23 protein-coding genes are annotated in these 25,981 nt (G+C 62.1%); 8 read left to right on the forward strand and 15 right to left on the reverse strand.

What is annotated here, in order from left to right; all coding sequences use genetic code 11:
• Positions 1-108: 108 nt before the first annotated feature.
• From RIN61_RS07030 to RIN61_RS07045, 4 genes are all read right to left on the reverse strand, one after another.
• On the reverse strand, positions 109-873 hold the full coding sequence (locus RIN61_RS07030) for an amino acid ABC transporter ATP-binding protein (protein WP_003251792.1): 765 nt from the start codon (positions 871-873) through the stop codon (positions 109-111).
• Between the two features lie 10 nt (positions 874-883).
• A complete protein-coding gene (locus RIN61_RS07035; protein WP_046616500.1) occupies positions 884-1,981 on the reverse strand; it encodes an amino acid ABC transporter permease in 1,098 nt (365 codons plus the stop codon).
• Between the two features lie 10 nt (positions 1,982-1,991).
• Positions 1,992-3,170 (reverse strand): amino acid ABC transporter permease, encoded by a 1,179-nt coding sequence (locus tag RIN61_RS07040; RefSeq protein ID WP_112250271.1) that lies wholly within the window; start codon positions 3,168-3,170, stop codon positions 1,992-1,994.
• A gap of 67 nt (positions 3,171-3,237) precedes the next feature.
• A complete protein-coding gene (locus tag RIN61_RS07045; protein WP_085614304.1) occupies positions 3,238-4,266 on the reverse strand; it encodes an amino acid ABC transporter substrate-binding protein in 1,029 nt (342 codons plus the stop codon).
• 332 nt (positions 4,267-4,598) lie between these two features.
• Between RIN61_RS07045 and RIN61_RS07050 the strand changes: the two genes are divergently transcribed.
• Both RIN61_RS07050 and rhlB read left to right on the forward strand, forming a co-directional pair.
• Positions 4,599-5,255 (forward strand): alpha/beta hydrolase, encoded by a 657-nt coding sequence (locus RIN61_RS07050; protein ID WP_112250269.1) that lies wholly within the window; start codon positions 4,599-4,601, stop codon positions 5,253-5,255.
• 101 nt (positions 5,256-5,356) lie between these two features.
• Positions 5,357-6,814, forward strand: a complete 1,458-nt coding sequence (gene rhlB / locus RIN61_RS07055) for an ATP-dependent RNA helicase RhlB (RefSeq protein WP_215520821.1) — start codon at positions 5,357-5,359, stop codon at positions 6,812-6,814.
• A 130-nt stretch (positions 6,815-6,944) separates the two neighbouring features.
• Here rhlB and moaE read toward each other — a convergent pair whose 3' ends face one another.
• The 5 genes from moaE to RIN61_RS07080 all read right to left on the reverse strand — a co-directional run bounded on the left by moaE (position 6,945) and on the right by RIN61_RS07080 (position 11,220).
• On the reverse strand, positions 6,945-7,391 hold the full coding sequence (gene moaE, locus RIN61_RS07060; RefSeq protein ID WP_025340575.1) for a molybdopterin synthase catalytic subunit MoaE: 447 nt from the start codon (positions 7,389-7,391) through the stop codon (positions 6,945-6,947).
• 2 nt (positions 7,392-7,393) lie between these two features.
• On the reverse strand, positions 7,394-7,639 hold the full coding sequence (gene moaD, locus RIN61_RS07065) for a molybdopterin converting factor subunit 1 (RefSeq protein ID WP_313857580.1): 246 nt from the start codon (positions 7,637-7,639) through the stop codon (positions 7,394-7,396).
• Positions 7,639-8,109: a cyclic pyranopterin monophosphate synthase MoaC gene (moaC, locus tag RIN61_RS07070; RefSeq protein ID WP_003251775.1), complete on the reverse strand. Its 471-nt coding sequence runs from the start codon at positions 8,107-8,109 to the stop codon at positions 7,639-7,641. The genes moaD and moaC overlap by 1 nt, the downstream gene beginning before the upstream one ends.
• Positions 8,110-8,307: 198 nt before the next feature.
• The gene (locus RIN61_RS07075) at positions 8,308-9,702 is read right to left on the reverse strand and encodes a PhoH family protein (RefSeq protein ID WP_013974146.1); all 1,395 of its coding nucleotides are present in this window, start codon (positions 9,700-9,702) and stop codon (positions 8,308-8,310) included.
• Between the two features lie 390 nt (positions 9,703-10,092).
• Positions 10,093-11,220, reverse strand: a complete 1,128-nt coding sequence (locus tag RIN61_RS07080) for a polysaccharide deacetylase family protein (protein ID WP_112250261.1) — start codon at positions 11,218-11,220, stop codon at positions 10,093-10,095.
• Positions 11,221-11,357: 137 nt separating this feature from the next.
• Here RIN61_RS07080 and yaaA point away from each other — a divergent pair, with 137 nt between their 5' ends.
• Positions 11,358-12,137, forward strand: a complete 780-nt coding sequence (gene yaaA / locus RIN61_RS07085; protein ID WP_112250259.1) for a peroxide stress protein YaaA — start codon at positions 11,358-11,360, stop codon at positions 12,135-12,137.
• A 110-nt stretch (positions 12,138-12,247) separates the two neighbouring features.
• Here the strand turns inward: yaaA and RIN61_RS07090 are convergent, their stop codons facing one another.
• The 6 genes from RIN61_RS07090 to RIN61_RS07115 all read right to left on the reverse strand — a co-directional run bounded on the left by RIN61_RS07090 (position 12,248) and on the right by RIN61_RS07115 (position 18,052).
• On the reverse strand, positions 12,248-13,429 hold the full coding sequence (locus RIN61_RS07090) for an efflux RND transporter periplasmic adaptor subunit (protein WP_313856433.1): 1,182 nt from the start codon (positions 13,427-13,429) through the stop codon (positions 12,248-12,250).
• A 28-nt stretch (positions 13,430-13,457) separates the two neighbouring features.
• A complete protein-coding gene (locus RIN61_RS07095) occupies positions 13,458-14,921 on the reverse strand; it encodes a TolC family protein (protein ID WP_390899124.1) in 1,464 nt (487 codons plus the stop codon).
• A complete protein-coding gene (locus tag RIN61_RS07100; protein WP_313856437.1) occupies positions 14,914-16,083 on the reverse strand; it encodes an ABC transporter permease in 1,170 nt (389 codons plus the stop codon). Before RIN61_RS07100 ends, RIN61_RS07095 begins: the two co-directional genes overlap by 8 nt.
• Entirely contained in the window at positions 16,076-16,723 is a 648-nt protein-coding gene (locus RIN61_RS07105; RefSeq protein ID WP_313857582.1) for an ABC transporter ATP-binding protein, read from the reverse strand. Before RIN61_RS07105 ends, RIN61_RS07100 begins: the two co-directional genes overlap by 8 nt.
• Positions 16,724-16,737: 14 nt before the next feature.
• Complete coding sequence (locus RIN61_RS07110) at positions 16,738-17,526, reverse strand: hypothetical protein (RefSeq protein WP_146742821.1); 789 nt, start codon at positions 17,524-17,526, stop codon at positions 16,738-16,740.
• A gap of 85 nt (positions 17,527-17,611) precedes the next feature.
• Positions 17,612-18,052, reverse strand: coding sequence for a hypothetical protein (locus RIN61_RS07115; RefSeq protein WP_112250247.1), 441 nt, complete (start codon positions 18,050-18,052; stop codon positions 17,612-17,614).
• Between the two features lie 934 nt (positions 18,053-18,986).
• Here RIN61_RS07115 and RIN61_RS07120 point away from each other — a divergent pair.
• From RIN61_RS07120 to RIN61_RS07140, 5 genes are all read left to right on the forward strand, one after another.
• Entirely contained in the window at positions 18,987-20,303 is a 1,317-nt protein-coding gene (locus RIN61_RS07120; RefSeq protein ID WP_112250245.1) for a nucleotide sugar dehydrogenase, read from the forward strand.
• A gap of 73 nt (positions 20,304-20,376) precedes the next feature.
• Complete coding sequence (locus RIN61_RS07125; RefSeq protein ID WP_085614376.1) at positions 20,377-21,858, forward strand: glycosyltransferase family 2 protein; 1,482 nt, start codon at positions 20,377-20,379, stop codon at positions 21,856-21,858.
• 36 nt (positions 21,859-21,894) lie between these two features.
• A complete protein-coding gene (locus tag RIN61_RS07130) occupies positions 21,895-23,061 on the forward strand; it encodes an alginate biosynthesis protein Alg44 (RefSeq protein ID WP_112250243.1) in 1,167 nt (388 codons plus the stop codon).
• Positions 23,062-23,073: 12 nt separating this feature from the next.
• Entirely contained in the window at positions 23,074-24,501 is a 1,428-nt protein-coding gene (gene algK, locus RIN61_RS07135; protein WP_207877945.1) for an alginate biosynthesis TPR repeat lipoprotein AlgK, read from the forward strand.
• Positions 24,498-25,976 carry an alginate export family protein gene (locus RIN61_RS07140; protein ID WP_013974153.1) on the forward strand — a complete coding sequence of 493 codons (1,479 nt, stop codon included), beginning with the start codon at positions 24,498-24,500 and terminating at the stop codon, positions 25,974-25,976. The genes algK and RIN61_RS07140 overlap by 4 nt, the downstream gene beginning before the upstream one ends.
• Positions 25,977-25,981 lie beyond the last annotated feature (5 nt).

The raw sequence follows: 25,981 nt of genomic DNA on the forward strand, positions 1-25,981 counted from the left end.
CTTTGCGGCCCTTCGCGGGCACGCCCGCTCCCACAGTGATAACACCGGCCTCAAGCCCTGTGCAGTACCTGTGGGAGCGGGCGTGCCCGCGAAGGGGCCCCTACAGCATCAATGCAGGATCTGACTCAGGAACAACTTGGTCCGGTCACTGCGTGGCCGGTCGAAGAAGTCATCCGGCGCCGCCTGCTCGACGATCTCGCCCTTGTCCATGAAGATCACCCGGTTCGCCACGGTCCGGGCAAAGCCCATCTCGTGGGTCACGCAGAGCATGGTCATGCCATCCTCGGCCAGGCCCACCATGGTATCGAGCACTTCCTTGACCATTTCCGGGTCCAGCGCCGAGGTCGGTTCGTCGAACAGCATGATCTTCGGCTTCATGCACAACGCGCGGGCAATCGCCACACGCTGCTGCTGGCCACCGGACAACTGCCCCGGGTACTTGTGCGCCTGCTCAGGGATACGCACCCGCTCCAGGTAGTGCATGGCAATTTCCTCGGCTTTGCGCCGTGGCATCTTGCGCACCCACATCGGCGCCAAGGTGCAGTTCTCCAGAATGCTCAGGTGCGGGAACAGGTTGAAGTGCTGGAACACCATGCCCACTTCGCGGCGAATGGCCTCGATCTGCTTGAGGTCGTTGGTAAGCTCCACGCCATCGACCACTATGCGCCCCTGCTGGTGCTCTTCCAGGCGGTTGAGGCAACGGATGGTGGTGGACTTGCCCGAGCCGGATGGCCCACACAGCACGATGCGCTCGCCCTGGCGCACATTCAGGTTGATATCCTTGAGCACATGGAACTGGCCATACCACTTGTTCACGCCCTGCATCTGGATGATGCCTTCGGGGCCGGCAGGCTGCTTGATCGCTTCACTCATTTCGAAACTCCTAACGCTTGTGGCCAGTGTCCAGCTTGCGCTCCAGGTGCATGGAGTAGCGGGACATACCGAAACAGAAAATCCAGAACACCAGGGCGGCGAACACGTAGCCCTCGGTAGCCATGCCCAGCCAGGCCGGGTCGGCGGCGGCTTGCTTGACGCTGTTCAGCAGGTCGAACAGGCCGATGATGATCACCAGGCTGGTGTCCTTGAACAGGGCAATGAAGGTGTTGACGATGCCGGGGATCACCAGCTTCAGCGCCTGCGGCAGAATCACCAGGCCCATCGCACGCCAGTAGCCCAGGCCCATGGCCGCGGCGGCTTCGTACTGGCCCTTGGGGATGGCCTGCAGGCCGCCGCGCACCACCTCGGCGATGTATGCCGACTGGAACAGGATCACACCGATCATGGCCCGCAGCAGCTTGTCGAAGCTCATGCCCTCAGGCAGGAACAACGGCAGCATCACCGACGACATGAACAGCACGGTGATCAGCGGTACGCCGCGCCAGAACTCGATGAAGGTCACGCACACCACCTTCACCGCCGGCATCTTCGAGCGCCGGCCCAGGGCCAGCAGGATGCCCAGCGGCAACGCGCCGACAATGCCCACGGTGGCGATCACCAGGGTCAGCATCAGCCCGCCCCACTGGCTGGTCGGTACGTTTTCCAGGCCCAGTACGCCCCCGTGCAGCAGGGTGTAGGCCAGCAGCGGGTACAGCACCAGGAAGCCCAGGCCGTAGAAGGCCTTGCGCGGGAAACGCTTGATGAACAGCGGCGCGGCGCCAAGCACGGCAAGCCACACGGTCAGGTCCACGCGCCAGCGCAACTCGGCCGGGTAGTAGCCGTACATGAACTGGCCGAAGCGCTGCTGCACGAACACCCAGCAGGCGCCTTCCTTTGTGCAGTCGGCGCGGGTGGTGCCGACCCAGTTGGCGTCAAGCAACGCCCACTGCAGCAACGGTGGCACGATCAGCCACACCAGGTAGATGGCGAACAGGGTCAGCAGGGTATTGAGCCAGCTGGAGAACAGATTGGCACGCATCCATGCGAGCACGCCGACGGTTTTCACCGGTGGCGGCATGTCGGGTTTGAAAACATGGGCATTCACAGGCGTATCCTCACCGCTCGATCAGCGCAATGCGCTTGTTGTACCAGTTCATCAGCAGCGAAATGCTGATGCTGATGGCGAGATAGACACTCATGGTGATGGCGATCACCTCGATGGCCTGACCGGTCTGGTTGAGCACGGTACCGGCGAACAGCGAGACCATCTCCGGGTAGCCGATACCGGCTGCCAGCGACGAGTTCTTCGCCAGGTTCAGGTACTGGCTGGTCAGCGGCGGAATGATCACCCGCAGTGCCTGGGGAATGATCACCTTGCGCAGGGTCGGGCCCTCGCGCAGGCCCAGCGAGCGCGCGGCCTCGGTCTGGCCATGGCTGACCGAACGGATACCGGAGCGCACGATCTCGGCGATGAATGCAGCGGTGTAGATGGTCAACGCCAGGGTCAGCGCCAGCAGCTCGGGGATCAGTACCCAGCCACCGACGAAGTTGAATCCTTTCAATTGCGGCACTTCCCAGTGCACCGGGCTGCCGAACAGCAGTGCGCAAACGCCCGGAATGGCGATGAACAGCGCCAGCCCCACCCAGAACTTGTGAAATGGCACGCCGGTCTCGTCGAAGCGCTTGTTGGCAAAGCGCACCATCGCCACGATGGCCAGCAGCGCCAGGGCCAGGGCCACGACGAACGGCCAGAAGCCTTCGGCCATGGACGCGCCGGGCATGTTCAGGCCACGGTTGCTGATGAAGAAGGTGTCGTCGATATTGATGCTGCCCCGCGGTCCCGGCAGGGTCAGGAACACGGCGAAGTACCAGAACAGGATCTGCAACAACGGCGGGATGTTGCGGAAGGTTTCCACATACACGGTCGCCAGCTTGTTGATCATCCAGTTCGGCGACAACCGCGCCACACCGATGATGAAGCCGAGGATTGTCGCCAGCACCACGCCGATGAAGGTCACCAGCAGGGTGTTGAGCAGGCCGATGACGAAAACCCGCGCATAACTGTCGGATTCCACGTAGGGGATCAGATGCTGGGCGATGCCGAAGCCGGCACTGCGGTCGAGGAAGTCGAAGCCCGAGGTGATGCCCCGGTGTTGCAGGTTGGTTTGCGTGTTGTGGAACAGATACCAGCCCAGACCCACCACGAAGACTATCGTGAGAATCTGGAACAGCCACGCGCGCACACGTGGATCGCTCAGGGATAAACCCTTTTGTGCGCCGATTCGATTTTGCATGAAGTGCCCCGGAAAGTAGGGTTCCGAACAGCCTGCGGCGGCGGGATGCCGCCGCAGGGTGCAACCATCAGCGCACTGGTGGCGCGTACTGGATGCCGCCGTTGTTCCACAGGGCGTTCATGCCACGGTCGATCTTCAGGTCGGTGCCCTGGCCCAGGTTCTTCTCGAACACTTCGCCGTAGTTGCCGACTTGCTTGACGATCTGCACTACCCAGTCCTTGGGCAGCTTGAGGTCCTTGCCGTACTCGCCGTCCGCACCCAGCAGGCGGGCGACGTCCGGGTTCTTGGTGCCTTTGGCCTCGGCCTCGACGTTCTTCGAGGTGATGCCTGCCTCTTCGGCGTTGAGCATGGCGAACAGGGTCCACTTGACGATGCTGAACCACTCCTCGTCGCCCTTGCGTACTACCGGGCCCAGCGGTTCCTTGGAGATGGTTTCCGGCAGTACCACGTAGTCGGTCGGCGCGGCCAGCTTGGAGCGCTGGGCGAACAGCTGCGACTTGTCCGAGGTCAGCACGTCGCAACGGCCGGACTCCAGCGACTTGGCGCTTTCGTCAGAGGTATCGAAGGTGATCGGGGTGTACTTCAGGCCATTGGCGCGGAAGAAGTCCGACACGTTCAGCTCGGTGGTGGTACCGGCCTGGATGCAGATGGTTGCGCCATCGAGCTCCTTGGCGCTGGAGACACCCAGTTTTTTGTTGACCAGGAAGCCGACGCCGTCATAGTAGGTAACACCGGCGAATACCAGGCCCATGCCGGCATCACGCGAGCTGGTCCAGGTGGTGTTGCGCGACAGCACGTCGACTTCGCCCGACTGCAGCGCGGTGAAGCGTTCCTTGGCGTTGAGCTGGCTGAACTTGACCTTGCTGGCGTCGCCGAACACGGCGGCTGCCACGGCGCGGCACACGTCGGCATCGATACCCACGATCTTGCCCTGCGCATCAGGTACCGAGAAGCCTGGAAGACCATCGCTCACGCCACACTGGACGAAGCCCTTCTTCTTTACCGCGTCGAGGGTGGCGCCGGCCTGGGCGTTGCTCACGGCGCCCAGCGCGGCGGCAGCGGTCAGGACTGCCAGGGTGGTTTTCAACATCTTCATTCACAACCTCCAAATCGCTCTTGTTGTATCGAGCCGGAATTGCACCGCACCCTTTTGAGGCGTATCCGACCCGTATTGGCTTGTTATTGGGTCAATTGGCGCAATGGACTGTTCTGTGACAGCCTTCGCGTGCAAAGGGTGTTACCGTCGCGGCCTGCCCTTTGCATCACAGGTTGGATTGCAAAGCGCGTACCAGCTTCGCTGGCTGTAGCGTTTAAGCGCTCGTCAAGTAGGGAAAGTTGTATCGTTGCGACATTCTTTTTCCGACAATCATTTGCAGCGCCTTCTTTTTACGCACGCCATAACAAGACCCGCACACTTTCGGAGCAGTCATGACCAACCCGCTGATTCTCGAACCGCAGAAAACCGCAGATGCCTGTGTGATCTGGTTGCACGGCCTGGGTGCCGACCGTTACGACTTCCTACCAGTCGCCGAATTCATGCAGGAGCGCCTGCTGGGTACCCGTTTCGTCATGCCCCAGGCTCCCACCCGCCCGGTAACCATCAACGGCGGCTACGCCATGCCTAGCTGGTACGACATCAAGGCCATGACCCCGGCCCGCGCCATCGACGAAGCGCAGCTGGAAGAATCGGCCGAGCAGCTCATTGCCCTGATCAAGGCCGAGCAGGCCAAAGGCATCAGCTTGTCGCGGATCTTCCTGGCCGGCTTCTCCCAAGGTGGCGCGGTGGTACTGCACACTGCGTATATAAAGTGGCAAGAAGCGCTGGGTGGCGTGATCGCCCTGTCCACCTACGCCCCCACTTTCAACGACCAGCATCAGTTGAGCGCCTGCCAGCAACGCACCCCGGCCCTGTGCCTGCACGGCGTGCACGACCCGGTGGTCATCCCTTCCATGGGCCGCACCGCCTTCGAGTACCTGAACACCTGGGGCGTCGCCGCCCGCTGGCATGAATACCCGATGGAACATGAAGTGGTGGTGGAAGAGCTGAACGACATCCACCACTGGCTGGCCGAACAACTGCAATAAGCCGCAGCCGCCTGTAGTTGTAAGGCTATTCCACTACGCCGCGCCCGAAACTTGCATTACACTGCCCGGCGTACATTCCTTAACCAGTTGACGAGACGATCGTGCTCAAGGCACTCAAGAAAATTTTCGGCAAGGGAGACGCCGCGCCACAGGCCGTCGCTCCTGCTGCCAGCGTGTCGCCGCCTGCGCCCGCCAGCGATGCCAGGCCTGCGGCAAAACCGGCCGCGCCACGCGCCAACCCCGCTCCCCTGGCCGAACAGCCTGCCGCCGTTACGCCAGCCGCCGACAAGCCGGCCAAGGACAAACCGCGTCGCGAGCGCAAACCCAAACCACAGGCCAGCCTGTGGAAACCGGAAGACTTCGTGGTCGAGCCGCAGGAAGGCAAGACCCGCTTCCACGACTTCAAGCTGTCCAACGAACTGATGCACGCCATCCACGACCTGGGCTTCCCGTACTGCACGCCGATCCAGGCACAGGTGCTGGGTTACACCCTGCGTGGCCAGGACGCCATCGGCCGGGCCCAGACCGGTACCGGCAAGACTGCGGCGTTCCTGATCTCGATCATTTCCCAGCTGCAGCAGACGCCGCCGCCGAAGGAACGCTACATGGGCGAGCCACGCGCGCTGATCATCGCGCCCACCCGCGAGCTTGTAGTGCAGATCGCCAAGGATGCCGTCGCCCTGACCAAGTACACCGGCCTGAACGTGATGAGCTTCGTCGGCGGCATGGACTTCGACAAGCAGCTCAAGGCCCTGGAATCGCGCCATTGCGACATCCTGGTGGCCACTCCGGGCCGCCTGCTGGACTTCAACCAGCGCGGTGAGGTGCACCTGGACATGGTCGAGGTGATGGTGCTGGACGAAGCCGACCGCATGCTCGACATGGGGTTCATCCCCCAGGTGCGCCAGATCATTCGCCAGACGCCGCCGAAAAGCGAGCGCCAGACCCTGCTGTTCTCCGCCACCTTCACCGACGACGTGATGAACCTGGCCAAGCAGTGGACCACCAACCCGGCCATCGTCGAAATCGAGCCGGAGAACGTTGCCAGCGAAACGGTGGAACAGCACGTCTATGCGGTGGCCGGCAGCGACAAGTACAAGCTGCTGTACAACCTGGTGACCCAGAACAAGTGGGAACGGGTAATGGTGTTCGCCAACCGCAAGGACGAAGTGCGGCGTATCGAGGAAAAACTCGTGCGCGATGGCATCAACGCCGCGCAGTTGTCGGGCGATGTGCCGCAGCACAAGCGTATCCGTACCCTGGAGAGCTTCCGCGAAGGGCGCATCACCGTGCTGGTGGCCACCGACGTGGCGGGGCGTGGCATTCACATCGATGGCATCAGCCACGTGATCAACTTCACCCTGCCGGAAGACCCGGACGACTACGTGCACCGCATTGGCCGGACCGGCCGTGCAGGCACCAGTGGTGTTTCGATCAGCTTTGCCGGTGAAGACGACTCGTACCAGCTGCCGGCGATCGAAGAGCTGCTGGGGCGCAAGATCAAGTGTGAAATGCCGCCGGATGAGCTGCTCAAGCCGGTGCCGCGCAAGCACCATTAACTTGTGCCGGCCTCTTCGCGGGTAAACCCGCTCCCACAAAGTACTCCACAGCTTTCGAAACCTGTGCAGTACCTGTGGGAGCGGGTTTACCCGCGAACCGGGGCAAAGCCCCGGCCATCAAACGAAGAACTCACCAGCGCCCAGCGGCATCCTGGTCACTCTGCTTCCCTTCTACCCACCGCGCCCCTTCCTGGGTATTTTCCTTCTTCCAGAACGGCGCCCGGGTCTTCAGGTAATCCATGATGAAGTTGCAGGCATCGAACGCCGCCTGCCGATGAGCACTGGCCACGCCGACGAACACGATTGGCTCGCCCGGTTCCAGCGCACCGATGCGGTGCAGCACCTCCACCTTGAGCAGCGGCCAGCGCTGCTCGGCCTCGACCACGATCTTGGCCAGGGCCTTTTCGGTCATGCCCGGATAGTGCTCGAGGAACATCCCCGCCACTTCGCGGCCATCATTGAAATCCCGCACGTAGCCGACAAAACCGACCACCGCACCCACGCCGACATTCGCCGCGTGCATGGCATTGGTCTCGGCCCCCGGGTCGAACGCGCCCTCCTGTACTCGCACAGCCATGTTCAGCCTCCGGTCACCGGTGGGAAGAACGCCACTTCATCGCCTTCTTCCAGAGGCTCATCGAGCTTGCACAGCTCTTCGTTGCGCGCACACATCAGGTTCTGCTCGGCCAGCACTTCGTAATGCCCGCCTTTGCCCACCAAGGCCTGGCGTACATCATCGAGCACCTTGAACGCGCCCTCCACCCGCTCGGCATCCACGCCCAGCAGTTCGCGGTAACGGGCGAAGTACATCACCTTGACCTTCATCACGCCTCCACCTTGTAGTGGCCGCTCTTGCCGCCGAGTTTTTCCAGCAGGCGCACCTGCTCGATGACCATGCCCTTATCCACAGCCTTGCACATGTCATAGATCGTCAGTGCGGCCACGCTGGCGGCGGTCAGCGCCTCCATCTCCACGCCGGTCTGCCCGGCCAGCTTGCAGCGGGCGACGATACGCACGGCGTCCTGCCCCTCGGCGCTGAGCTCGACCTTGACGCTGGTCAGCATCAACGGGTGGCACAGCGGGATCAGATCGCTGGTCTTCTTTGCCGCCTGGATCCCGGCAATGCGCGCCACGGCGAACACGTCGCCCTTGGGGTGTTCACCGTCGACGATCATCTGCAAGGTCTGCGGCAACATGCGCACCCGCGCCTCGGCGGTGGCCTCACGCTCGGTCACGGCCTTTTCAGTGACGTCGACCATGTTGGCCCGCCCCTGGGAATCAAGATGTGTCAGCACTGCTCTGCTCCTGTGAAGGGAACTCGCAGTGTAAACCTGTGAGTCAGGTTTGAGCAGAAGTATGTTTCGGCAGGTTCGGCCACTTCGCGGGCACGCCCGCTCCCACAGGTACAACACGGGACTCGAGGACAGCGCATTACCTGTGGGAGCGGGCGTGCCCGCGAAGAGGCCGGGCGGCGAACCGCCCGGCGGTGAGGGTTACAGATGCGACTCGGCGTACTCGGCCAGCACCGAGCGTGGCACGCCCTGCAGGGTGATGTGCACGCCATGGGGGAAGTCCTTGAAGCGCTCGGTCAGGTAGGTCAGGCCCGAGCTGGTCGCGGACAGGTAAGGGGTGTCGATCTGCGCCAGGTTGCCCAGGCAGACCACCTTGGACCCGGAGCCGGCACGGGTGATGATGGTTTTCATCTGGTGCGGCGTCAGGTTCTGGCACTCGTCGATCAGGATCAGGCTCTGCTGGAAGCTACGACCTCGGATGTAGTTCAGCGACTTGAACTGCAACGGCACGCGTTCGAGGATGTATTCCACGCTGCCATGGGTGCTTTCGTCATCCATGTGCAAGGCTTCGAGGTTGTCGGTGATGGCGCCCAGCCAGGGCTCCATCTTCTCGGCCTCGGTGCCCGGCAGGAAGCCGATCTCCTGGTCCAGCCCCTGCACGCTGCGGGTGGCGATGATGCGCCGGTAGCGCTTGCTGACCATGGTCTGTTCGATGGCTGCGGCCAGTGCCAGGATGGTTTTGCCGGAACCGGCGGCGCCGGTCAGGTTGACCAGGTGGATATCCGGGTCGAGCAGGGCGAACAGCGCCAGGCTCTGGTGGATGTCCCGCGGTTTCAGGCCCCAGGCTTCCTGGTGCAGCAGCGGTTCCTGGTGCAGGTCGAGCAACAGCAGCTCATCGTTGCGGATACCCTTGATCCAGCCGACGAAGCCCTGTTCATCGATGATGAACTCGTTGACATGAACCGCCGGCAGGTTGTCGATCAATTGCACGCGATGCCAGGTGCGGCCGCGCTCCTGGCGGGTATCGACCTTGCTCACCCGGTCCCAGAACGAGCCGGTGACCGAATGGTAGCCCTTGGACAGCAAGGACACGTCATCGACCAGTTGGTCGGTGCTGTAGTCCTCGGCCGCGATGCCACAGGCACGCGCCTTCAGGCGCATGTTGATGTCTTTGGTGACCAGCACAACGTCCAGGTCGGTGCGCCGGGCCCGTACTTCGAGCAACTGGTTGATGATGATGTTGTCGTTGAGGTTTTCCGGCAGCAGCTTGTTCGGCTCGTTGCGCGGAGTCATCAGGATTGACAGGAAGCCCTTGGGCCCGCTCTTGCCACGCTGGATCGGCACGCCCTGCTCGACATCACTGGGAGAGGCGTCACCAAGGGTCTGATCAATCAGGCGAATGGCCTGGCGGCATTCGGCGGCGATGGTCTGTTTGCCGGTCTTGAGCTTGTCGAGTTCCTCCAGCACCGTCATCGGGATGGCGACATGGTGCTCCTCGAAGTTCAGTAACGCGTTGGGGTCGTGAATCAGGACGTTGGTATCGAGCACATACAGGATAGGCTTGCTGGAGGAAGGGTTGCGTCCTTGGTCATCCATACTCGGTCACCTTATGTCGAAGCCACACGGCGTGGTCTGTTACGCCGCAGAGTGACTGCCGCTGTCCCCGTATCCGCGTTGTTACGGGCGGGAAGCGAACCTGGCTAGGTGGGCCTGGATGACGCCACCTGTGCTGCAGGAATCGGCTGTCTGGTTTCTTCATACAGCAAAAATGATGACTAAAAAAAGTCTTTTTACGTGCAGGTGAAGTTTATTTTTCCAAATGACGAACAGGGGTTGGCGAGGGGGCGCGTGGGGGCTACAGTAAAAATTCAGGCTGGCATTGGCGGGGGGGCGCTTCGCACCCCGATCGCGACACAAGGCCGCTCCTACAGGCATCGCGTAACCTTGTAGAGCGGCCTTGTGTCGCGATGGGCCGCAAAGCGGCCCCTACCCCCTCAAGCCATAAGCTTGGCAATCTTCCCAACCAATCCCGCTCTGCGCCGTATTGCGCAACAACCACTCCACCGCTGGCTGCGCCTTGGGCAGGCTGTCATGGAACTGGATCACCCCCTTGCGCCACAGCAGCATCAAGGTCAGCACCCTCTGCGCAGAGGCTTCGGCGCTCAGTGCGCCATCGTCCTGGGCATCGATATCCCACAACGACACCTGCAACTGCTGGCTGGCCATGAACGCCTCGCCATCGGCCCGGCGCTGCCCGTAAGGCGGGCGGAACAACGGCACATATTGCTGCGGCAGGTCGGCCTGCACCCGCGCCTGGCTGCGCCGCAACGAGTCCTGCCAGCCGGTCCATTGCGCATGGGAGCGGTACTCCCAACCCTGGATCCCCACGCACTGCCCGCCATAGAGCTGATGCAAGGCATCTGCCGAGCCGGCATCGCGGCGTTGCTGCAGGCGGTTGCCGAGCACGAAGAACGTACCTTCAAGCTTTTGCCGGCGCAGGTAATCAGCCAGCAGGTCGGTACTGCCGCCATCCGGCCCGGGGCCGCCGACGAAGGTCAGCAGGAACATGCGGTCGTTCAGTTCATCCCCATTGCGCTCGCCCGGGGACAACCGCTCCACCTCGCTGCTGGTCTGTGGCAGCAACGCAGCCTTGCGCAGTTGGTCGTCCAGATAACGGACATGGAACTGATGGCTAGGCTCGATCCAGCCCGTATAGAACGTGCCGACATCAGCGGCGAACGTCGCTGCCTGTGTGCGCAATTCCGCCATCGACGTAACCGGATAGCAGAACGACGCATCCTGTTCGCAACTGCGCTGCGCCTGTTGATACCCTTCCCACAAACGCTGCCACATGCGCGCCCGCACCTGGCGCACCTTCTGCAGATTGACCTGCCGTAGCCCCAAGCGTGCCGCCAGCGTCGCGTCGTCAAGCAGTTCGCTTTCGTGCAGTACCTGGGCGAACGAGAGGATCTCGGCCCGCGAGGCCACATCGAACAACGCCGGGCTGTCCAGCTGTTCAGGCCACAGGCTGCGGTCCAGGCTCAGCTGGGGTGAAGGGGCGGCTTGCGCGGCCAGGCTCAGCAGAGCGGCCAGCAAGGCAGAGGCAATACGCACGGTTGAAGGCTCCGCAACGGCGAAACGCGCACTATAGCCTCTGCATCGGCCATGGTCTGTGACTATCGTCGCCATAGTTTGGAGTTGCACTGTCCAGCCCGTAGAATTCCCGGCCAACGATGCCAGGAGCCGACCCGATGCTGACGGTGATTTCACCCGCCAAGACCCTCGACTACGACACCAAGCCTGTGACCGAGCGTTTCACCCTGCCCCAGTACCTGGACGACTCCCAGGAGCTGATTCAGCAGCTGCGCGACCTGTCGCCGGCGCAGATCAGCGAACTGATGCATCTATCCGACAAGCTCGCCGGCCTGAATGCCGCGCGCTTCGGCAGCTGGACCCCGGACTTCACCCCGGCCAATGCCAAGCAGGCGCTGCTGGCGTTCAAGGGTGACGTGTACACCGGCCTCGACGCCGAGAGCTTGAGCGAGGATGACTTCAGCTACGCCCAGCAGCACTTGCGCATGCTTTCGGGCCTGTACGGCCTGCTGCGCCCACTCGACCTGATGCAACCCTACCGCCTGGAAATGGGCACCAAGCTGGCCAACGCCCGCGGCAAGGACCTGTACGCCTTCTGGGGCACGCGCATCAGCGAATGGCTGAACCAGGCCTTGGCCGAGCAGGGCGATGACGTCCTGCTGAACCTGGCCAGCAACGAGTATTTCAGCGCGGTAAAACGCAGCGCATTGAAGGCTCGGGTGATCAACGTCGATTTCAAAGACTTGAAGAACGGCCAGTACAAGATCATCAGCTTCTATGCAAAGAAGGCACGGGGGATGATGAGCCGCTTCGTGATCCAGCAGCGCATCAGCGAACCGGAACAACTCAAGCAGTTCGATGTGCAGGGGTACTACTACAGTGCCGAGCAGTCGAAGCCGGACCACCTGGTGTTCCTGCGCGATCATCCTGCCGAGTGAGCCTGGCACGCCCTCTTCGCGGGTAAACCCGCAAGTTCCCCATTGCACTCGAGGCCAGTGCAATACCTGTGGAGCGGCGTGCCCGCTCCCACAGGCTGCCCCGCGGGCCTTCAGGGTAATTGCACGAACCCCGACTGCAGCCCGTTCACCTCGACACCTTGCGCAACGGTAATACCAACAGTGACCGGAACCTTGCGCGGCGCCTGCTCATCTCCCTCGCGAAACACCACATAAGTCCTGCCTGCCTCATCCCGCCGCAGCGCCTCGGGTGGAAGCACTATCGCCTGCTCTCGGCGCTGCAATAACAGCGCCAGCTGCGCGCCCATGCCCAGCCGTAAACCTAGTTCCGAGGACACTACAGGCAAATTCAGGTCCACCACGACGTCATACCATGCCCCCTGCCCTGTATCGTTTCGCGGCTGCTGCCCAATCTGACTCAGCCGACCGACAAGCAGATGACCAGCGATGATGGCCCCGACTTCCATGCCTTCACGCAAGCTTCCCACATCGCGCTCCTCCACGCCGGCATTCACCTGCAACCGCTCAAGGTCGCTCAAGACCAGCAGTGGCATGCCTTGCGTCAGTGCCTGCCCCTCCTGCAGTGGCAGCGCCGTGCTCGCACCACCATTGCCTACACGTGCCAGCAGGCCATCGAACGGCGCCCTGAGCACTCTCTGTTCGCGCATTGCCGCCAATGCCTGCCACCGCGCTTCGGCGTTCTCCAGCTCCATTTCGGCAATAGCCAGTACATCGCCCTGCCCCCGTGCCCGGGTCAGTTGCAGCTCCTGCTGCGCATCCAGCACCGCTTCACGTTGCGCTTGCTGCAACTGCTCAAGGCTATCGACTTCCATGCGCGCAACGATCCCGCGCTCGAACAGCCGTCGGGTTTCATCCAGCGCCGCCTGGCCAGCAGCAAGCGCGGCGCGCGCCGCGCCTAGCACACGCAGACTGCGAGCGACTTCGGGGCTGGCAGGCCATGTTCGCAACTGAGTAACCAGGGCTCTGGTCCTCAGGCGCTCAGCCTCGGCCTGGCGCAACTGGATGTGGATTTGCCTGGTATCGAGCCGCATCAGGGGCTGGCCCGCAACAACCCGCTGCCCCTCCTGCACCAGAACCGACGCCAACGCGCCATCGAACGGCGCGCTTAGGATCACCTGACGGCCCGACTGCACCTTGCCGACCAAGCCCAGGCGACTTTCCAGCCGCTGCGGCTGGACCTGCACCCAGTGTTGCGTACCCTGCCCGGCAGCATCGGGCCATACCTGCCAGAGCGACACACCCAGCAGGCTCAAGAGCCCACCCAGCGCCAACCAGCCTCTCCTAGTCATTGAGTGCCACATCCCAGCGTTCCAGCGTGGTCCCCAGTACCTGATCCAGAACCACCTGGGCATCGAGGTAATCGAGGGTGGCATCGAGATGGGTACTTTGCGCATGCCGCAGGTCGCCCTCGAAACTCAACACTTGAAAGTTGCTGGAGCGTCCCGCAGCAAGTTTCTCCTGCTCGATATCCAGCTTGCGCTGCGACAAGGCCAGGGCACGCTCGGCAATTTCCAGTTGCCGCCAGCGCACCTGGATATCGCGCACGGTGCTGATCACCTCGCGTTGCAGTTGCTGACGGGATTCGGCCAGGCTCAATGCCTGGCTATCCACCGCCACCTGCGCACGTACCTTGGCCTGACGCCGGCTGAGGTCGCCAATCGGCACATCCAGTTCAAGACCCAGATAATGCTCCCAGGAGGCCTGGTCGCCTGGTCGTTCGCGCAACTGGCTGGCACCGCCGACCAGCGACAGATCCCACCACTGCGCATTGCGCGCCACCCGCAAGTCGATTGCTGCCTGTTCACCAGCCAGCAACTGCATCAGATAGGCCGGTTGAAGCGCCTGCGCCCGAGCCAGTGCCTGTTCGGTGTCCACCTGTACATGCTCGATGCGTAAAGACTCCGCTGCTCTGAGTTGCGTCGAAAGGTCTATCCCCAATAGCTGTGCCAGCGCCAGACGGCTTTGCTGCAACTGGTTGCGGCTGCCTTCGCGGGCCAGTTCCTGGCTTGCGACTTCGGCCTCTGCCTGGACGATTTCAAACGCGGCCATACGCCCGGCAGCAATCAGCGCCCTGTTCACCTCGACCAGCTTGCGTGAACGAGCCAGGCCATCGTCAGCGATGCGCAACTGCTCCTGAGCACGTAACAGACCGCGATACAGCAGGATGGTGCGGGTGATGACGTGGGCCACGTTGTCCTTGAGCGCCAGGCGGTGCAACTGTTCGGCCAGCTGCGCCTGGCGCAGCGGCGCGCCGGCGATCTCGCGCCCGGCGCCACGTAACAAGGGCTGGATAACCATCAGGTTGGCGCCATCCCGGTAGCGCCGGCCCGCGCTATCGGCGCGGGTATTGCCGTAAGCCCAGTCAAGGCTCAAGCGTGTACCGTAGGGTGTGAGCAAGCTGGCTGCGGGCGTCAGCTGCGCCTCCCGATAGCGGTCCGCGTGATTGCGGTTGCCCAGGTAACGCGCCTTCAACGACAGCTGCGGGGCGAACTGGTCACGGGCTACGCGCAGGTCGAATTTCTGCGCGATACGCTCAAGGTAGGCACTGCGAATTGCCCGGTTGTCGCGCAAAGCCAAGGCAATGGCATCGGCCAGCTCGATATCCATGGGCTCGCCGTGCATGGCTGACAGGGCACTCACTGGTAAACGGTTCTGCACAGCCGGACGGGACGGCCGCAGGCCGTTTTCGGCCATGGCCACCCACGGTAGCGATAATGCGCAGGTCATCGCCAGCCACCTAGTCATCACGCAATGCCACTACCGGCTGTAGCCGCGCGGCGGCCAGCGCAGGCTGCAGGCCGAAGAAAAGTCCCAGCACCAATGAAATGCCCATGCTCACAGGCAGCGACCCTGCATCGAGTGCGAAACTCCAGCCGGAAGCCAGGGTGAACAGCCAGGCACCGGCCAACCCGAGCAGCACACCCAGCAGCGCCCCGGCTACCGAGAGCAACAGCGCTTCAAGCACGAACAGCCAGGCGATATCGCAACCACGCGCCCCAAGGGCCATGCGTACGCCGATCTCACGGCGGCGCTGCACCACGTTCATCACCATGACATTCATCACGCCGACACCACCAAGCAGCAGCGCGATGACAGCTGTGCTCGCCAACATCCAGGTCATCATCCGTGACTGCCCGGCCAGGCTCTCCAGCATTTGCCGCGGCAGTTGAACATTCACTTCATGCCTCGGCAACCGTGATTGCAGGTACTGATACAGCGAACGAGCGGCCTGGGGCAGGCTCATCGCATCCACACCCAGCGCGACCAGCGTCCCGACATCCGGCGGAGGGTTCAGACGACGAACGCCGGGCAGTGGCATCAGCACGGCGTCGTCGAAATTGACCGGCAACATCGGGTTGTACCCCTGCGGCGCAAGCACACCCACTACATCGAACCCATAGGCGCCCAGCTGCAAGCGATCGCCGCTGCTCACACGCAGCTGGCGCGCCAGAGAAGCCCCCAGCAGAACATGCGTGGCCAGTTCATCGTAACCGGACAGCAATCGGCCCTGATCTACCTGCAACCGCAGCACTTCGTTCAGGTACGTGGTGCTGCCGACGACCATCGTCTCGATGCTCTCCCCGTTGAATCGCACGGTGGCCACGCTGACCGCCAACGGCGCTGCGGCACGTATGCCCGGCGGCAGATCGACAGGCTCCAGCGCCATCGGCTCGCCCCGTTCGACCGTCGCCTCAAGGTTGGCAATCAACAACTCGCTACCCAAGCCCTGGAACAACTGCCGGGTATGCTGCGCCGCACTGTGGCCGATGTTCATCAAGGCCACCAATGCGGCACAACCGACAGCGATGCCAAGCAGCGCCAGCACGGCCCGAGCGCCTGATTGCCTCACGCTGCCCAGCGCCTCGCCGATGCGTTGTGGCCAGCTTGGTCCATAGGCTTCAGACATCGAACACGGCACCGTCACGCACCCGCAGGCGCCGGTCAAGGCACTGCGCCATGCCCGGGTCATGGGTGACCATGAGCAAGGTCATTGCTTGCTCGCGGTTCAGGCTCGATAGCAGCCCCATGATGTCTTGCGCCGTATCGCCATCCAGGTTTCCCGTTGGCTCATCGGCAAGCAGTATTCGCGGCCCGGTAACCAGCGCCCGAGCGATCGCCACACGCTGGCGCTGGCCGCCGGACAGATCAGCGGGCCGGCTCAAGGCACGATGGGCCAGGCGGACTTTTTCCAGTTGAGCCTTCGCGGCCTGCCGTGCCGAGGCCAGGCGGATACCCCGGTAAGTCAGCGGCAGCGCGACATTGTCCAGAACGGACAGGCGTGGCAGCAGGTTGAAGCTCTGGAACACGAAGCCCAGCGAGCAATTGCGGGCGATGGCGCGTTGGTCAGCATTTGCCTGCGTCATGTCACAACCGTCCAGTATCAGACGTCCCCGACACGGCTGGTCGAGCAGGCCGATCAGGTTGAGTAGCGTGCTTTTACCTGAACCAGAGGCGCCGACGATGGCGCATGACTGGCCTGCGGGGAGCGAAAACGATACATCACACAAGATTGCTTCGTTGCCCAGCAGACGTGTAATGCCTTGCATGGCGATAATCGGATTCACTCTTTTCCGCCCTCCATAATAGCTACCCCCTCCCTGCGCTCGAACGGCACCGACGACGTTTCCTCCGCCCTCCATTCTTTTGCGACCATGTCGATCAATGACGTATTGAATTCTGGCCATTCAACTTCGGACTGGGAAAGCAGCATCATGTAGTCAATTTCCCAGTTACTTTTAATCTGCGCCTCTTCTATAGGTGGGAGCGCCCTGTAATAGTCCATGATTTCGTAAATACCATGCTCTGCCCGCCCCGTTTGCTGACGCTCGCCATCCATTTTATGGGTGATGTAGAACTGCCACTCCGAGCGTCGATCTGCCAATTCAAACCTCGCCGCCCGTCGCTCATTAACTGTAAAATCTCCCCCTTCATCATAGGTAATCAAACTCAATTGATCCGCGGACAAACCCGCAAATGGGTTTGGGCCTCGACCATTGGTAAAGTCCGTGGCTCGCCGAGCTCGATCAAGCAATTCAGCATCATCTGTATTCGGTAAGAAAGCATCATGCGATGATTTGCTAAATGAGTAGCTTGCCCCTGAAAGCCGGTCCAGGATTCGCGCAGCCAGGGCTGATAACTCGCTTCGCGAAAGTTGGCTATCCCGCAAAGCCGCGCGTTGAGCCGCCGCGCTGAGCTGGCGAGATAGGCTGGAAAGCTCCGAATTTTCATGCTTCTGATCGCCTTCAACCTTGAGGCCCTGCGTATTCACTTCAACATCTGGTACATGCCTGACCGGTGTTGTTCCGGTGATATCCGTTTTTGCGAAGCCCATACTTTTTGGAAAGTGCACTGTTCACCTCGGCGTCCGATACAACCGACCCGACAACAGCACGCAACAAAGGCATCGTGCTGTTGCCCACCTCAAAGCGTCATCATTACTTCATGGTAAATTCAACAGCCCATGAATTATCTGCATTCATACGGGTGATGTTGGCCGTGCACGTAGCACCGCCACTGGGTGTTGCAGTTTTAGTCCACTCAGGCACTTTGATCCCACCCGGCATCAACCTCATCTGAAAAGTTGTGCCGAATGCGCAAGTCTTACGTCCTTGGGTATAACGCACCATTGCCGCATTCACATCGGGACTCACAATGCGTTGCACATCGAAATTTATTGTCTTTGTCGATGGCACCGTGTTGTCAGGTTTCGGGCTCGCTATCTGGTAGGTGCTGCTCTCATTGGAAGTGACGATTTTTAGTATGGCGTCTTCCGCGCCAAGATTTTTGAACGTCACGTTAACCTTCGGCCCTGCCTGGACCATGCCAGCAATCAGCAACGAAACACTGGCCATCAGGACCTGCGATGTCTTCTTCATTTTTAGCTATCTCTCATCTCTTCCATGTGGTTTATGGATGAGACGCCCTTGGTGACCTAGGGTCCCAAGGCTGCCCAAGACGCTCCTTCGTTCATGGACAGCTCCATAGAGCGCCCAGATGGGGTAACGGCAGGCAACGGCAAAGCCTTAGCTTTCTTGTGGTCTTGGTATATTTCTGCATGTGTCGTCGCGTTGGCCCCAGAAAGGGCACACCTCATATCGCCATCACGCCACAAATCCGACGCCAAAAAATCGACACATCGCAACTTATAGCCAAACGCCATAAGACCGTTCGTAGCTTTTTTGACGAATTTTTCAAAATATTTTTCGATGCTGGCACAAAAATATCTCGCAACAGTTTCGCCCTTTATATATAGGGGCAAAACACCCGTGTGCTATCAGATTGAAATTGTCTGCCACTGAAAAAATATTTAGAAATCTTTCATCCGCGCCGAACCCACCCCGGAACTTCTGCTACGACGAATCGCTCATAGTGCCGTAACGATTTTCCTGCCCCCGGGCTGTGAGAGATGACTTACAGATGACAACGGCAGGTATCCACTACCAGCCCCAACAACTTCGACAGGTATGACGGCAACCCCCGAAGACCCTGTCCACGCAGGAGAGACGCGTCCCTTACAATTCGTCCTAGTGGTTGATTTCAAAGGATTTTTCCACTTGAAAAAACAAGCACAGCAAAGCGCCATGTAGCGCATTGCAATAAAGACGGCTGCATTCCAGGGCACGTTTTTTAATTAATGGCTTTTTACTGCCACATTTGAGTGCATAACTTTTTGCGCTCCGGATTTATTTTGCCTGCGCTCGGCGAAGTGTGCATTTCGCCATGGATCCGTGCGCCCGAAAACTGTTGTTAATCAACCCAGCCCGGCTCTCTCCAGAGGCGCCGGCGTGATAAACACATGAGGTGATAGCGATGCGTATCAGCATCTTTGGTTTGGGTTATGTGGGTGCAGTCTGTGCAGGCTGCCTGACGGCGCGAGGCCATGAAGTGATCGGTGTGGACGTATCCAGCACCAAGATCGACCTGATCAATCAGGGCAAGTCGCCCATCGTCGAACCTGGCCTGGAAGCACTGCTGCAACAGGGCATCGCCAACGGCCGCCTGCGCGGTACTACCGATTTCGCCGAAGCCATCCGTGCCAGCGACGTATCGATGATCTGCGTGGGTACCCCAAGCAAGAAGAACGGCGACCTGGGCCTCGAATACATCGAGTCGGTTTGCCGCGAGATCGGCTACGTGCTGCGTGACAGCGAGCGCCGCCACACCATCGTGGTGCGCAGCACCGTGCTGCCGGGCACCGTGAAGAACGTGGTCATCCCGATCCTCGAAGACTGCTCGGGCAAGAAAGCCGGTGTCGACTTCGGCGTCGCGGTCAACCCGGAATTCCTGCGTGAAAGCACCGCGATCAAGGACTACGACCAGCCACCGATGACCGTCATCGGCGAACTGGACAGCGCCAGCGGCGACATCCTGCAGGCCCTGTACGAAGAGCTCGACGCACCGATCATCCGCAAGCCGATCGAAGTGGCCGAGATGATCAAGTACACCTGCAACGTGTGGCACGCCACCAAAGTCACCTTCGCCAACGAGATCGGCAACATCGCCAAGGCCGTAGGCGTGGATGGTCGTGACGTGATGGACGTGGTCTGCCAGGACAAGGTGCTGAACCTGTCCCAGTACTACATGCGCCCTGGCTTCGCCTTCGGCGGCTCGTGCCTGCCCAAGGACGTACGTGCCCTCACCTATCGTGCCGCCAGCCTCGATGTACGCGCACCGCTGCTCGACTCGCTGATGCGCAGCAACGAATCGCAGGTGCAGAACGCCTTCGAGCTGATCGAAGCCCACGACAAGCGCAAGGTCGCACTGCTCGGCCTGAGCTTCAAGGCCGGTACCGACGACCTGCGTGAAAGCCCGCTGGTGGAGCTGGCCGAACGCCTGATCGGCAAGGGCTACCAGCTGGACATCTACGACGAGAACGTCCAGTACGCCCGCGTCCACGGCGCCAACAAGGACTACATCGAGTCGAAGATCCCGCACGTGTCGTCGCTGCTCAACGCCGACTTCCAGAAGGTGATCGACAACGCCGACATCATCGTCCTGGGCAACCGTGACGAGCAGTTCCGTGAACTGGCCCAGCAAGCGCCGGCCGGCAAGCACGTGATCGACCTGGTCGGCTTCATGAGCAAACCGACCTGCGCCACCAGCCGTACCGAAGGCATCTGCTGGTAAGTGCTGGCCGGGCAGCGGGGGCCTCCCCACCCCCGCTGCCCACCTTTTCCCGAATTCTCGACGGATGCTGAACATGCAAAGGATCCAGACAGTGCTGTTGCAGTGCGCCGGTTGGCTGCTCTACATGAGTCTGCTCATGCTGATCGCCCTGGCCCTGCCAGCCGATATCTTCGACTCGCAGTCGAAGCACTTCATCTTCCTGGTCGGCGCAGTCGGCATCTGGCGCTATTCCATGGGCGCCACCCATTTCATCCGCGGCATGATCTTCCTCTACGGCGTGTACCCGTACCTGCGCCGCAAGGTGCAGAAGATGGGCAAGGACGCCGACCCGTCCCACGTGTACCTGATGGTGACCAGCTTCCGCATCGAAGCACTCACCACCGCCCAGGTGTACAGCTCGGTGATCCGCGAGGCGATCAACTGTGGCTTCCCCACCACCGTGGTCTGCTCGCTGGTGGAGATGTCGGACGAACTGCTGGTGAAAAGCCTGTGGGCCAAGTACAACCCGCCAGCCCACGTGAAGCTGGACATCGTGCGCATCGCCGGTACCGGCAAGCGTGACGGCCTGGCCTACGGTTTCCGTGCGATCTCGCGCATGCTGCCGGACGAGAACGCCGTGGTGGCGGTGATCGACGGCGACACCGTGCTGGGCGATGGCGTGGTACGCAAGACCGTGCCGTGGTTCAAGCTGTTCCCCAACGTCGGCGGCCTGACCACCAACGAGTTCTGCGAAGTGCGTGGCGGCTACATCATGAGCGAGTGGCACAAGCTGCGCTTTGCCCAGCGCCACATCAACATGTGCTCGATGGCCCTGTCCAAGCGCGTGCTGACCATGACCGGGCGCATGTCGATGTTCCGCGCCAGCGTGGTGACCAACCCCGAGTTCATCGCCGACGTCGAAAGCGACTCGCTGATGCACTGGCGCCTGGGCCGCTTCAAGTTCCTCACCGGTGACGACAAGTCCAGCTGGTTCAGCCTGATGCGCCTGGGCTACGACACCTTCTACGTGCCGGACGCCGCCATCAACACCGTCGAGCACCCGCCGGAGAAGAGCTTCCTCAAGGCCAGCCGCAAGCTGATGTACCGCTGGTACGGCAACAACCTGCGGCAGAACTCCCGTGCGCTCGGCCTGGGCCTGCGCCGCCTGGGGCTGTTCACCAGCATCGTGCTGTTCGACCAGCGCGTGTCGATGTGGACCAGCCTGCTGGGCCTGACCGTGGCGGTGATCGCCAGCCTCAAGTTCGGCCTGGGCTTCCTGCTGGTGTACCTGCTGTGGATCGGCATCACCCGCCTGATCCTAACCATCATGCTGCTGTGCTCCGGCCACAACGTCGGCCCGGCCTACCCGCTGATTCTCTATTACAACCAGATCGTCGGCGCGCTGATGAAGATCTACGTGTTCTTCCGCCTCGACAAGCAGTCCTGGACGCGTCAGCCCACTGCCCTCAAGCGTGACCTCGCCAGCTTTCAACAATGGTTCAACACCTGGTCCTCGCGGACCATGACCTTCTCGGCTGCCAGCATCTTCGTTGCTGTGCTGTTCATGGTCGTGTGAGCCCAACCCGGATCGGAACTAACAGGAACAAAACACATGAATACCGCCGTGAACGTCAACGTCGTGCATGAGTCCGAAGCCCAGCGCCAGCATGCCCGGGTACGCATCCCCGCCAAGCTGCGGTTCCTAGACCCTCAGCGCCAGGCCCACGATGTGAAGGTCGACGACCTCTCCGCCGGTGGCCTGAGCTTCCACACCAAGCAACCACTGTCGGTTGGCGACGTGCTCCGCGGACGGCTGCAGTTCACGGTCGACAACCTCGGCCTGTCGATGGACATCGAGTTCCAGGTGCGCTCCTTCCACCCGGACAGTGGCCGCACCGGCGCGCAGTTCCAGAACCTCGAGCCACGTGACATCGCCACCTTGCGCCACATCATCACTTCGCACCTGTCGGGTGAGCTGATCACCGCTGGCGATGTGCTCAGCACCTTGCAGCGCGACAACTTCACCAAGGCACGCAAGCAGAAGGACGGCGGTGCCGGCCTGAGCGCCTTCGGCCGCCTCAAGGCGGTCACCGTCACCCTCGGCGTGTTCGTGGTCGGTGTAGCCGCCTTCGGCTTCATCGCCAAGTCGCTGTACGGCATGTACTTCGTCAGCCATGCCGAAGCCGGCGTGGTCGCGGTACCCACCACCAACGTCACCATGCCGCGCGACGGCACCGTGAACAGCTTGGTCGAAAGCGGTGGGCAGATCGCCAAGGGCGCGCCACTGGCCAGCTTCACCACCAGCATGCTGGACATGCTCAAGGGCAACCTGGAAGACGCGCAGCTGGAACCGGCGAAGATCGAGGAACTGTTCGGCAAGCAGCTGTCCGGCACCCTCACCAGCCCCTGTGATTGCGTGGTTGCCCGCCAGCTGGTGGACAACGGCCAGTACGCTGCCAAGGGCCAGCCGATCTTCCAGCTGATCCCACGCACCACCAACCCGATGATCGAGGCGCGCTTCACCTACCGCCAGTTCGACGAGGTCAAGCCAGGTACCCAGGTCAACTTCCAGGTAGCCGGCGAAGACGAAGTGCGTACCGGCCAGATCGTCAGCAGCGCCAGCCTCAACAGCGAAGACCTGGCCGCCGACATCCGCGTGCAGATCAAGCCCGACAGCGCCCTGCCCGCCGAACTCGCCGGCCGCCCGGCTTCGGTCAACAGTGACCGTGGCCCATCGCTGAACTGGCTGATCGACAAAGCCATGGCCCGTGGGCTGTAAGAGGATCACGACATGATTCCCCACAAGAAAAGCGCCAGCCTGGGCCTGTGTGCCCTGGCTGCAGCCATCACCCTGGCGGGCTGCGCAGGCCTGCCGGACCAGCGCCTGGCCAACGAAGCCATGAAGCGCGGTGACACGGCACTGGCCGAGCGCAACTACAAGGCGCTGGCCGACCTGGGCTACAGCGAAGCGCAAGTGGGCCTGGCCGACATCAAGGTCGCCACCCGCGATCCGGCGAAAATCAAGGAAGCCGAGGCCACCTACCGCGCCGCGGCCGCCATTTCGCCGCGTGCCCAGGCGCGCCTTGGCCGCCTGCTGGTGGCCAAGCCTGACAGCACCCAGGCCGAGCGCGAAGAAGCCGAGACCCTGCTCAAGCAAGCCGCCAAGCAGGGCGAAAGCAACACCCTGATCCCGCTGGCGATGCTCTACCTGAGCTACCCGCAGAGCTTCCCCAAGGTCAACGCGCAGCAGCAGATCGACCAGTGGCGCGCCGCCGGCAACCCGGAAGCGGGCCTGGCCCAGGTGCTGCTGTATCGCACCCAGGGCACCTACGACCAGCACCTGGGCGAAGTGGAGAAAATCTGCAAGGCCGCACTGAACACCACCGACATCTGCTACGTCGAACTGGCCACCGTGTACCAGAAGCGTGGCCAGGCCGACCAGCAGGCTGCCCTGCTTGGCCAGCTCAAGGCGGCCTACGCCCGTGGCGCAGTACCGGCCACCAGGGTCGACAGCGTTGCCCGGGTACTGGCTGACCGCAGCCTCGGCCAGACCGACGAGAAAACCGCCAAGGACCTGCTTGAACAGGTGGCCCCGGCCAACCCTGCGTCCTGGGTCAGCCTGGCGCAACTGGTGTACGACTTCCCCGAGCTGGGCGATACCGACCAGTTGATGGCCTACATCGACAAGGGCCGCGAAGCCGAGCAGCCACGCGCCGAACTGTTGCTGGGCCGCCTGTACTACGAAGGCAAGACCCTGCCTGCGGATGCGGCCAAAGCCGAACAACACCTGCAGGCCGCCGCCGACGCCGGCGAAGTCAGCGCCCATTACTACCTTGGCCAGCTGTACCGCCGCGGCTACCTGGGCAACGTCGAGCCGCAGAAGGCCGTCGACCACCTGCTGGCCGCCGCCCGTGGCGGGCAGAACAGCGCCGACTATGCCCTGGCCCAGCTGTTCAGCGAAGGCCACGGCATTCGCCCGCAACCGGGCAACGCCTGGGTATTCGCCCAGCTGGCCCAGGTCAACCCGACTCCGCAGTCCGCTGAACTGCTGCAGCAGCTCGACCAGCAACTCACGCCTGACCAGCGCAGCCAGGCGCAAACCCTGCTCGCGCAAGAGAAGCAGGCCCGCGGCAGCATGAGCCAGGGCGCCAACAGCACCCTGGCCATCGAAGCCCTGCAAGACGACGAAAAAGAAGTAACCGGTGAGGACTCGCTATGACGCTCAATCCCTTCGTGAAAGCCGGCATCGGCCTGAGCTTCGCCCTGCTGTGGTCTTGCCCGACCCTGGCGGAAATGACCGCTGAAAAGAACTTCGGCCTGGATGTGAAAATCACCGGCCAGTCGGAAGACGACCGTGACCTGGGCACCCGCTCCGGCGGCGACGTCAACGGCCTGGGTCTCGACCTGCGCCCCTGGGTATATGGCGAGCGTGGCAACTGGAGCGCCTATGCCATGGGCCAGGCTGTCACCGCGACCGACACCATCGAAACCGACACCCTGCGCCAGAACGACGACGGTACCAGCACCGACACCGCTGCCGACGGCCGTGAACAGGACAAGAGCTACCTGGCCATGCGTGAGTTCTGGGTCGGCTACAGCGGCCTCACCGCCTACCCCGGCGAGCAGCTGCGTTTCGGCCGCCAGCGCCTGCGCAGCGACGATGGCATGTGGCGTGACACCAACATCGAGGCGCTGAACTGGACCTTCGACACCACCCTGCTCAAGGCCGATCTGGGCGTGGCCCAGCGCTTCAGCGAATACCGCACCGACCTCACCGAGCTGGCCCCGGAAGACAAGGACCGCACGCACCTCTACGGCAACGTTGCCACGCAATGGACCCCTGGCCACTGGGTCGGCGTGCGCGCCCACCACACCCACGACGGCGGCAGCCTGAAGAACCCGGGCGAAACCGTCGATGCGCTGGACAAGACCCGCACCGGCGACCTCACCTGGCTGGGCCTGGAAGCGAACAGCGACGCCTACAACTGGCGCAACGACCACACCGTCAACTACTGGGGCAGCGTCACCTGGCTGACCGGTGATCGCGACACCCTCAGCAGCCAGGTCGTCGGCGACGAAACCGTGGCCACCGGCAAGCAGAGCGGTGACGTCAACGCCTGGGCCACCGACCTCGGCATCCGCCTGCGCCTCGACCCGCAATGGCAGGTCGGTGCGGCCTACGCCCGTGGCAGCGGCGGCGGTGGCGACGACGGCTCGAGCAACTACGAGCAGACCGGCCTCGAGAGCAACCGCTCCAACTACACCGGTACCCGTTCGCGCGTGCACCGCTTCGGTGAAGCCTTCCGCGGCGAGCTGGGCAACCTGCAGGCGGCCACCCTGTTCGCCTCCTGGCAGCTGCGCGACGACTACGACGCCAGCTTCATCTACCACAAGTTCTGGCGTGTCGATGGCAACCAGAACATCGGTTCCAGCGGCATCAACGCGGTGGTCAACGACAACGGTGTGAACCGCCCGCTGGTCGATGGCGAGAAGGACCTTGGCCAGGAAATGGACGTGGTCGTGACCAAGTACTTCAAGCAAGGCCTGCTGCCGGCTTCGATGAGCCAGGCCATCGACGAGCCATCTGCCCTGGTGCGCCTGCGCGCCGGCGTGTTCAAGCCGGGCGATGCCTACGGCAAGGAAGCGGACTCGTACATGCACCGCGCCTTCGTCGACGTGATCTGGCGCTTCTGAGGCCG

The sequence above is a fragment of the Pseudomonas inefficax genome, assembly GCF_032164165.1.
Taxonomy (GTDB): Bacteria; Pseudomonadota; Gammaproteobacteria; order Pseudomonadales; family Pseudomonadaceae; genus Aquipseudomonas; species Aquipseudomonas inefficax.

What these genes read in the sequence shown, in the direction of transcription:
- RIN61_RS07030 (WP_003251792.1), bottom strand. Translation starts at nt 873, where the DNA reads ATGAGTGAAGCGATCAAGCAGCCTGCCGGCCCCGAAGGCATCATCCAG.
- RIN61_RS07040 (WP_112250271.1), bottom strand. Translation starts at nt 3,170, where the DNA reads ATGCAAAATCGAATCGGCGCACAAAAGGGTTTATCCCTGAGCGATCCA.
- RIN61_RS07045 (WP_085614304.1), bottom strand. Translation starts at nt 4,266, where the DNA reads ATGAAGATGTTGAAAACCACCCTGGCAGTCCTGACCGCTGCCGCCGCG.
- RIN61_RS07050 (WP_112250269.1), top strand. Translation starts at nt 4,599, where the DNA reads ATGACCAACCCGCTGATTCTCGAACCGCAGAAAACCGCAGATGCCTGT.
- moaE (WP_025340575.1), bottom strand. Translation starts at nt 7,391, where the DNA reads ATGGCTGTGCGAGTACAGGAGGGCGCGTTCGACCCGGGGGCCGAGACC.
- moaD (WP_313857580.1), bottom strand. Translation starts at nt 7,639, where the DNA reads ATGAAGGTCAAGGTGATGTACTTCGCCCGTTACCGCGAACTGCTGGGC.
- RIN61_RS07075 (WP_013974146.1), bottom strand. Translation starts at nt 9,702, where the DNA reads ATGGATGACCAAGGACGCAACCCTTCCTCCAGCAAGCCTATCCTGTAT.
- yaaA (WP_112250259.1), top strand. Translation starts at nt 11,358, where the DNA reads ATGCTGACGGTGATTTCACCCGCCAAGACCCTCGACTACGACACCAAG.
- RIN61_RS07095 (WP_390899124.1), bottom strand. Translation starts at nt 14,921, where the DNA reads ATGACTAGGTGGCTGGCGATGACCTGCGCATTATCGCTACCGTGGGTG.
- RIN61_RS07100 (WP_313856437.1), bottom strand. Translation starts at nt 16,083, where the DNA reads ATGTCTGAAGCCTATGGACCAAGCTGGCCACAACGCATCGGCGAGGCG.
- RIN61_RS07105 (WP_313857582.1), bottom strand. Translation starts at nt 16,723, where the DNA reads ATGCAAGGCATTACACGTCTGCTGGGCAACGAAGCAATCTTGTGTGAT.
- RIN61_RS07115 (WP_112250247.1), bottom strand. Translation starts at nt 18,052, where the DNA reads ATGAAGAAGACATCGCAGGTCCTGATGGCCAGTGTTTCGTTGCTGATT.
- RIN61_RS07120 (WP_112250245.1), top strand. Translation starts at nt 18,987, where the DNA reads ATGCGTATCAGCATCTTTGGTTTGGGTTATGTGGGTGCAGTCTGTGCA.
- RIN61_RS07125 (WP_085614376.1), top strand. Translation starts at nt 20,377, where the DNA reads ATGCAAAGGATCCAGACAGTGCTGTTGCAGTGCGCCGGTTGGCTGCTC.
- RIN61_RS07130 (WP_112250243.1), top strand. Translation starts at nt 21,895, where the DNA reads ATGAATACCGCCGTGAACGTCAACGTCGTGCATGAGTCCGAAGCCCAG.
- algK (WP_207877945.1), top strand. Translation starts at nt 23,074, where the DNA reads ATGATTCCCCACAAGAAAAGCGCCAGCCTGGGCCTGTGTGCCCTGGCT.
- RIN61_RS07140 (WP_013974153.1), top strand. Translation starts at nt 24,498, where the DNA reads ATGACGCTCAATCCCTTCGTGAAAGCCGGCATCGGCCTGAGCTTCGCC.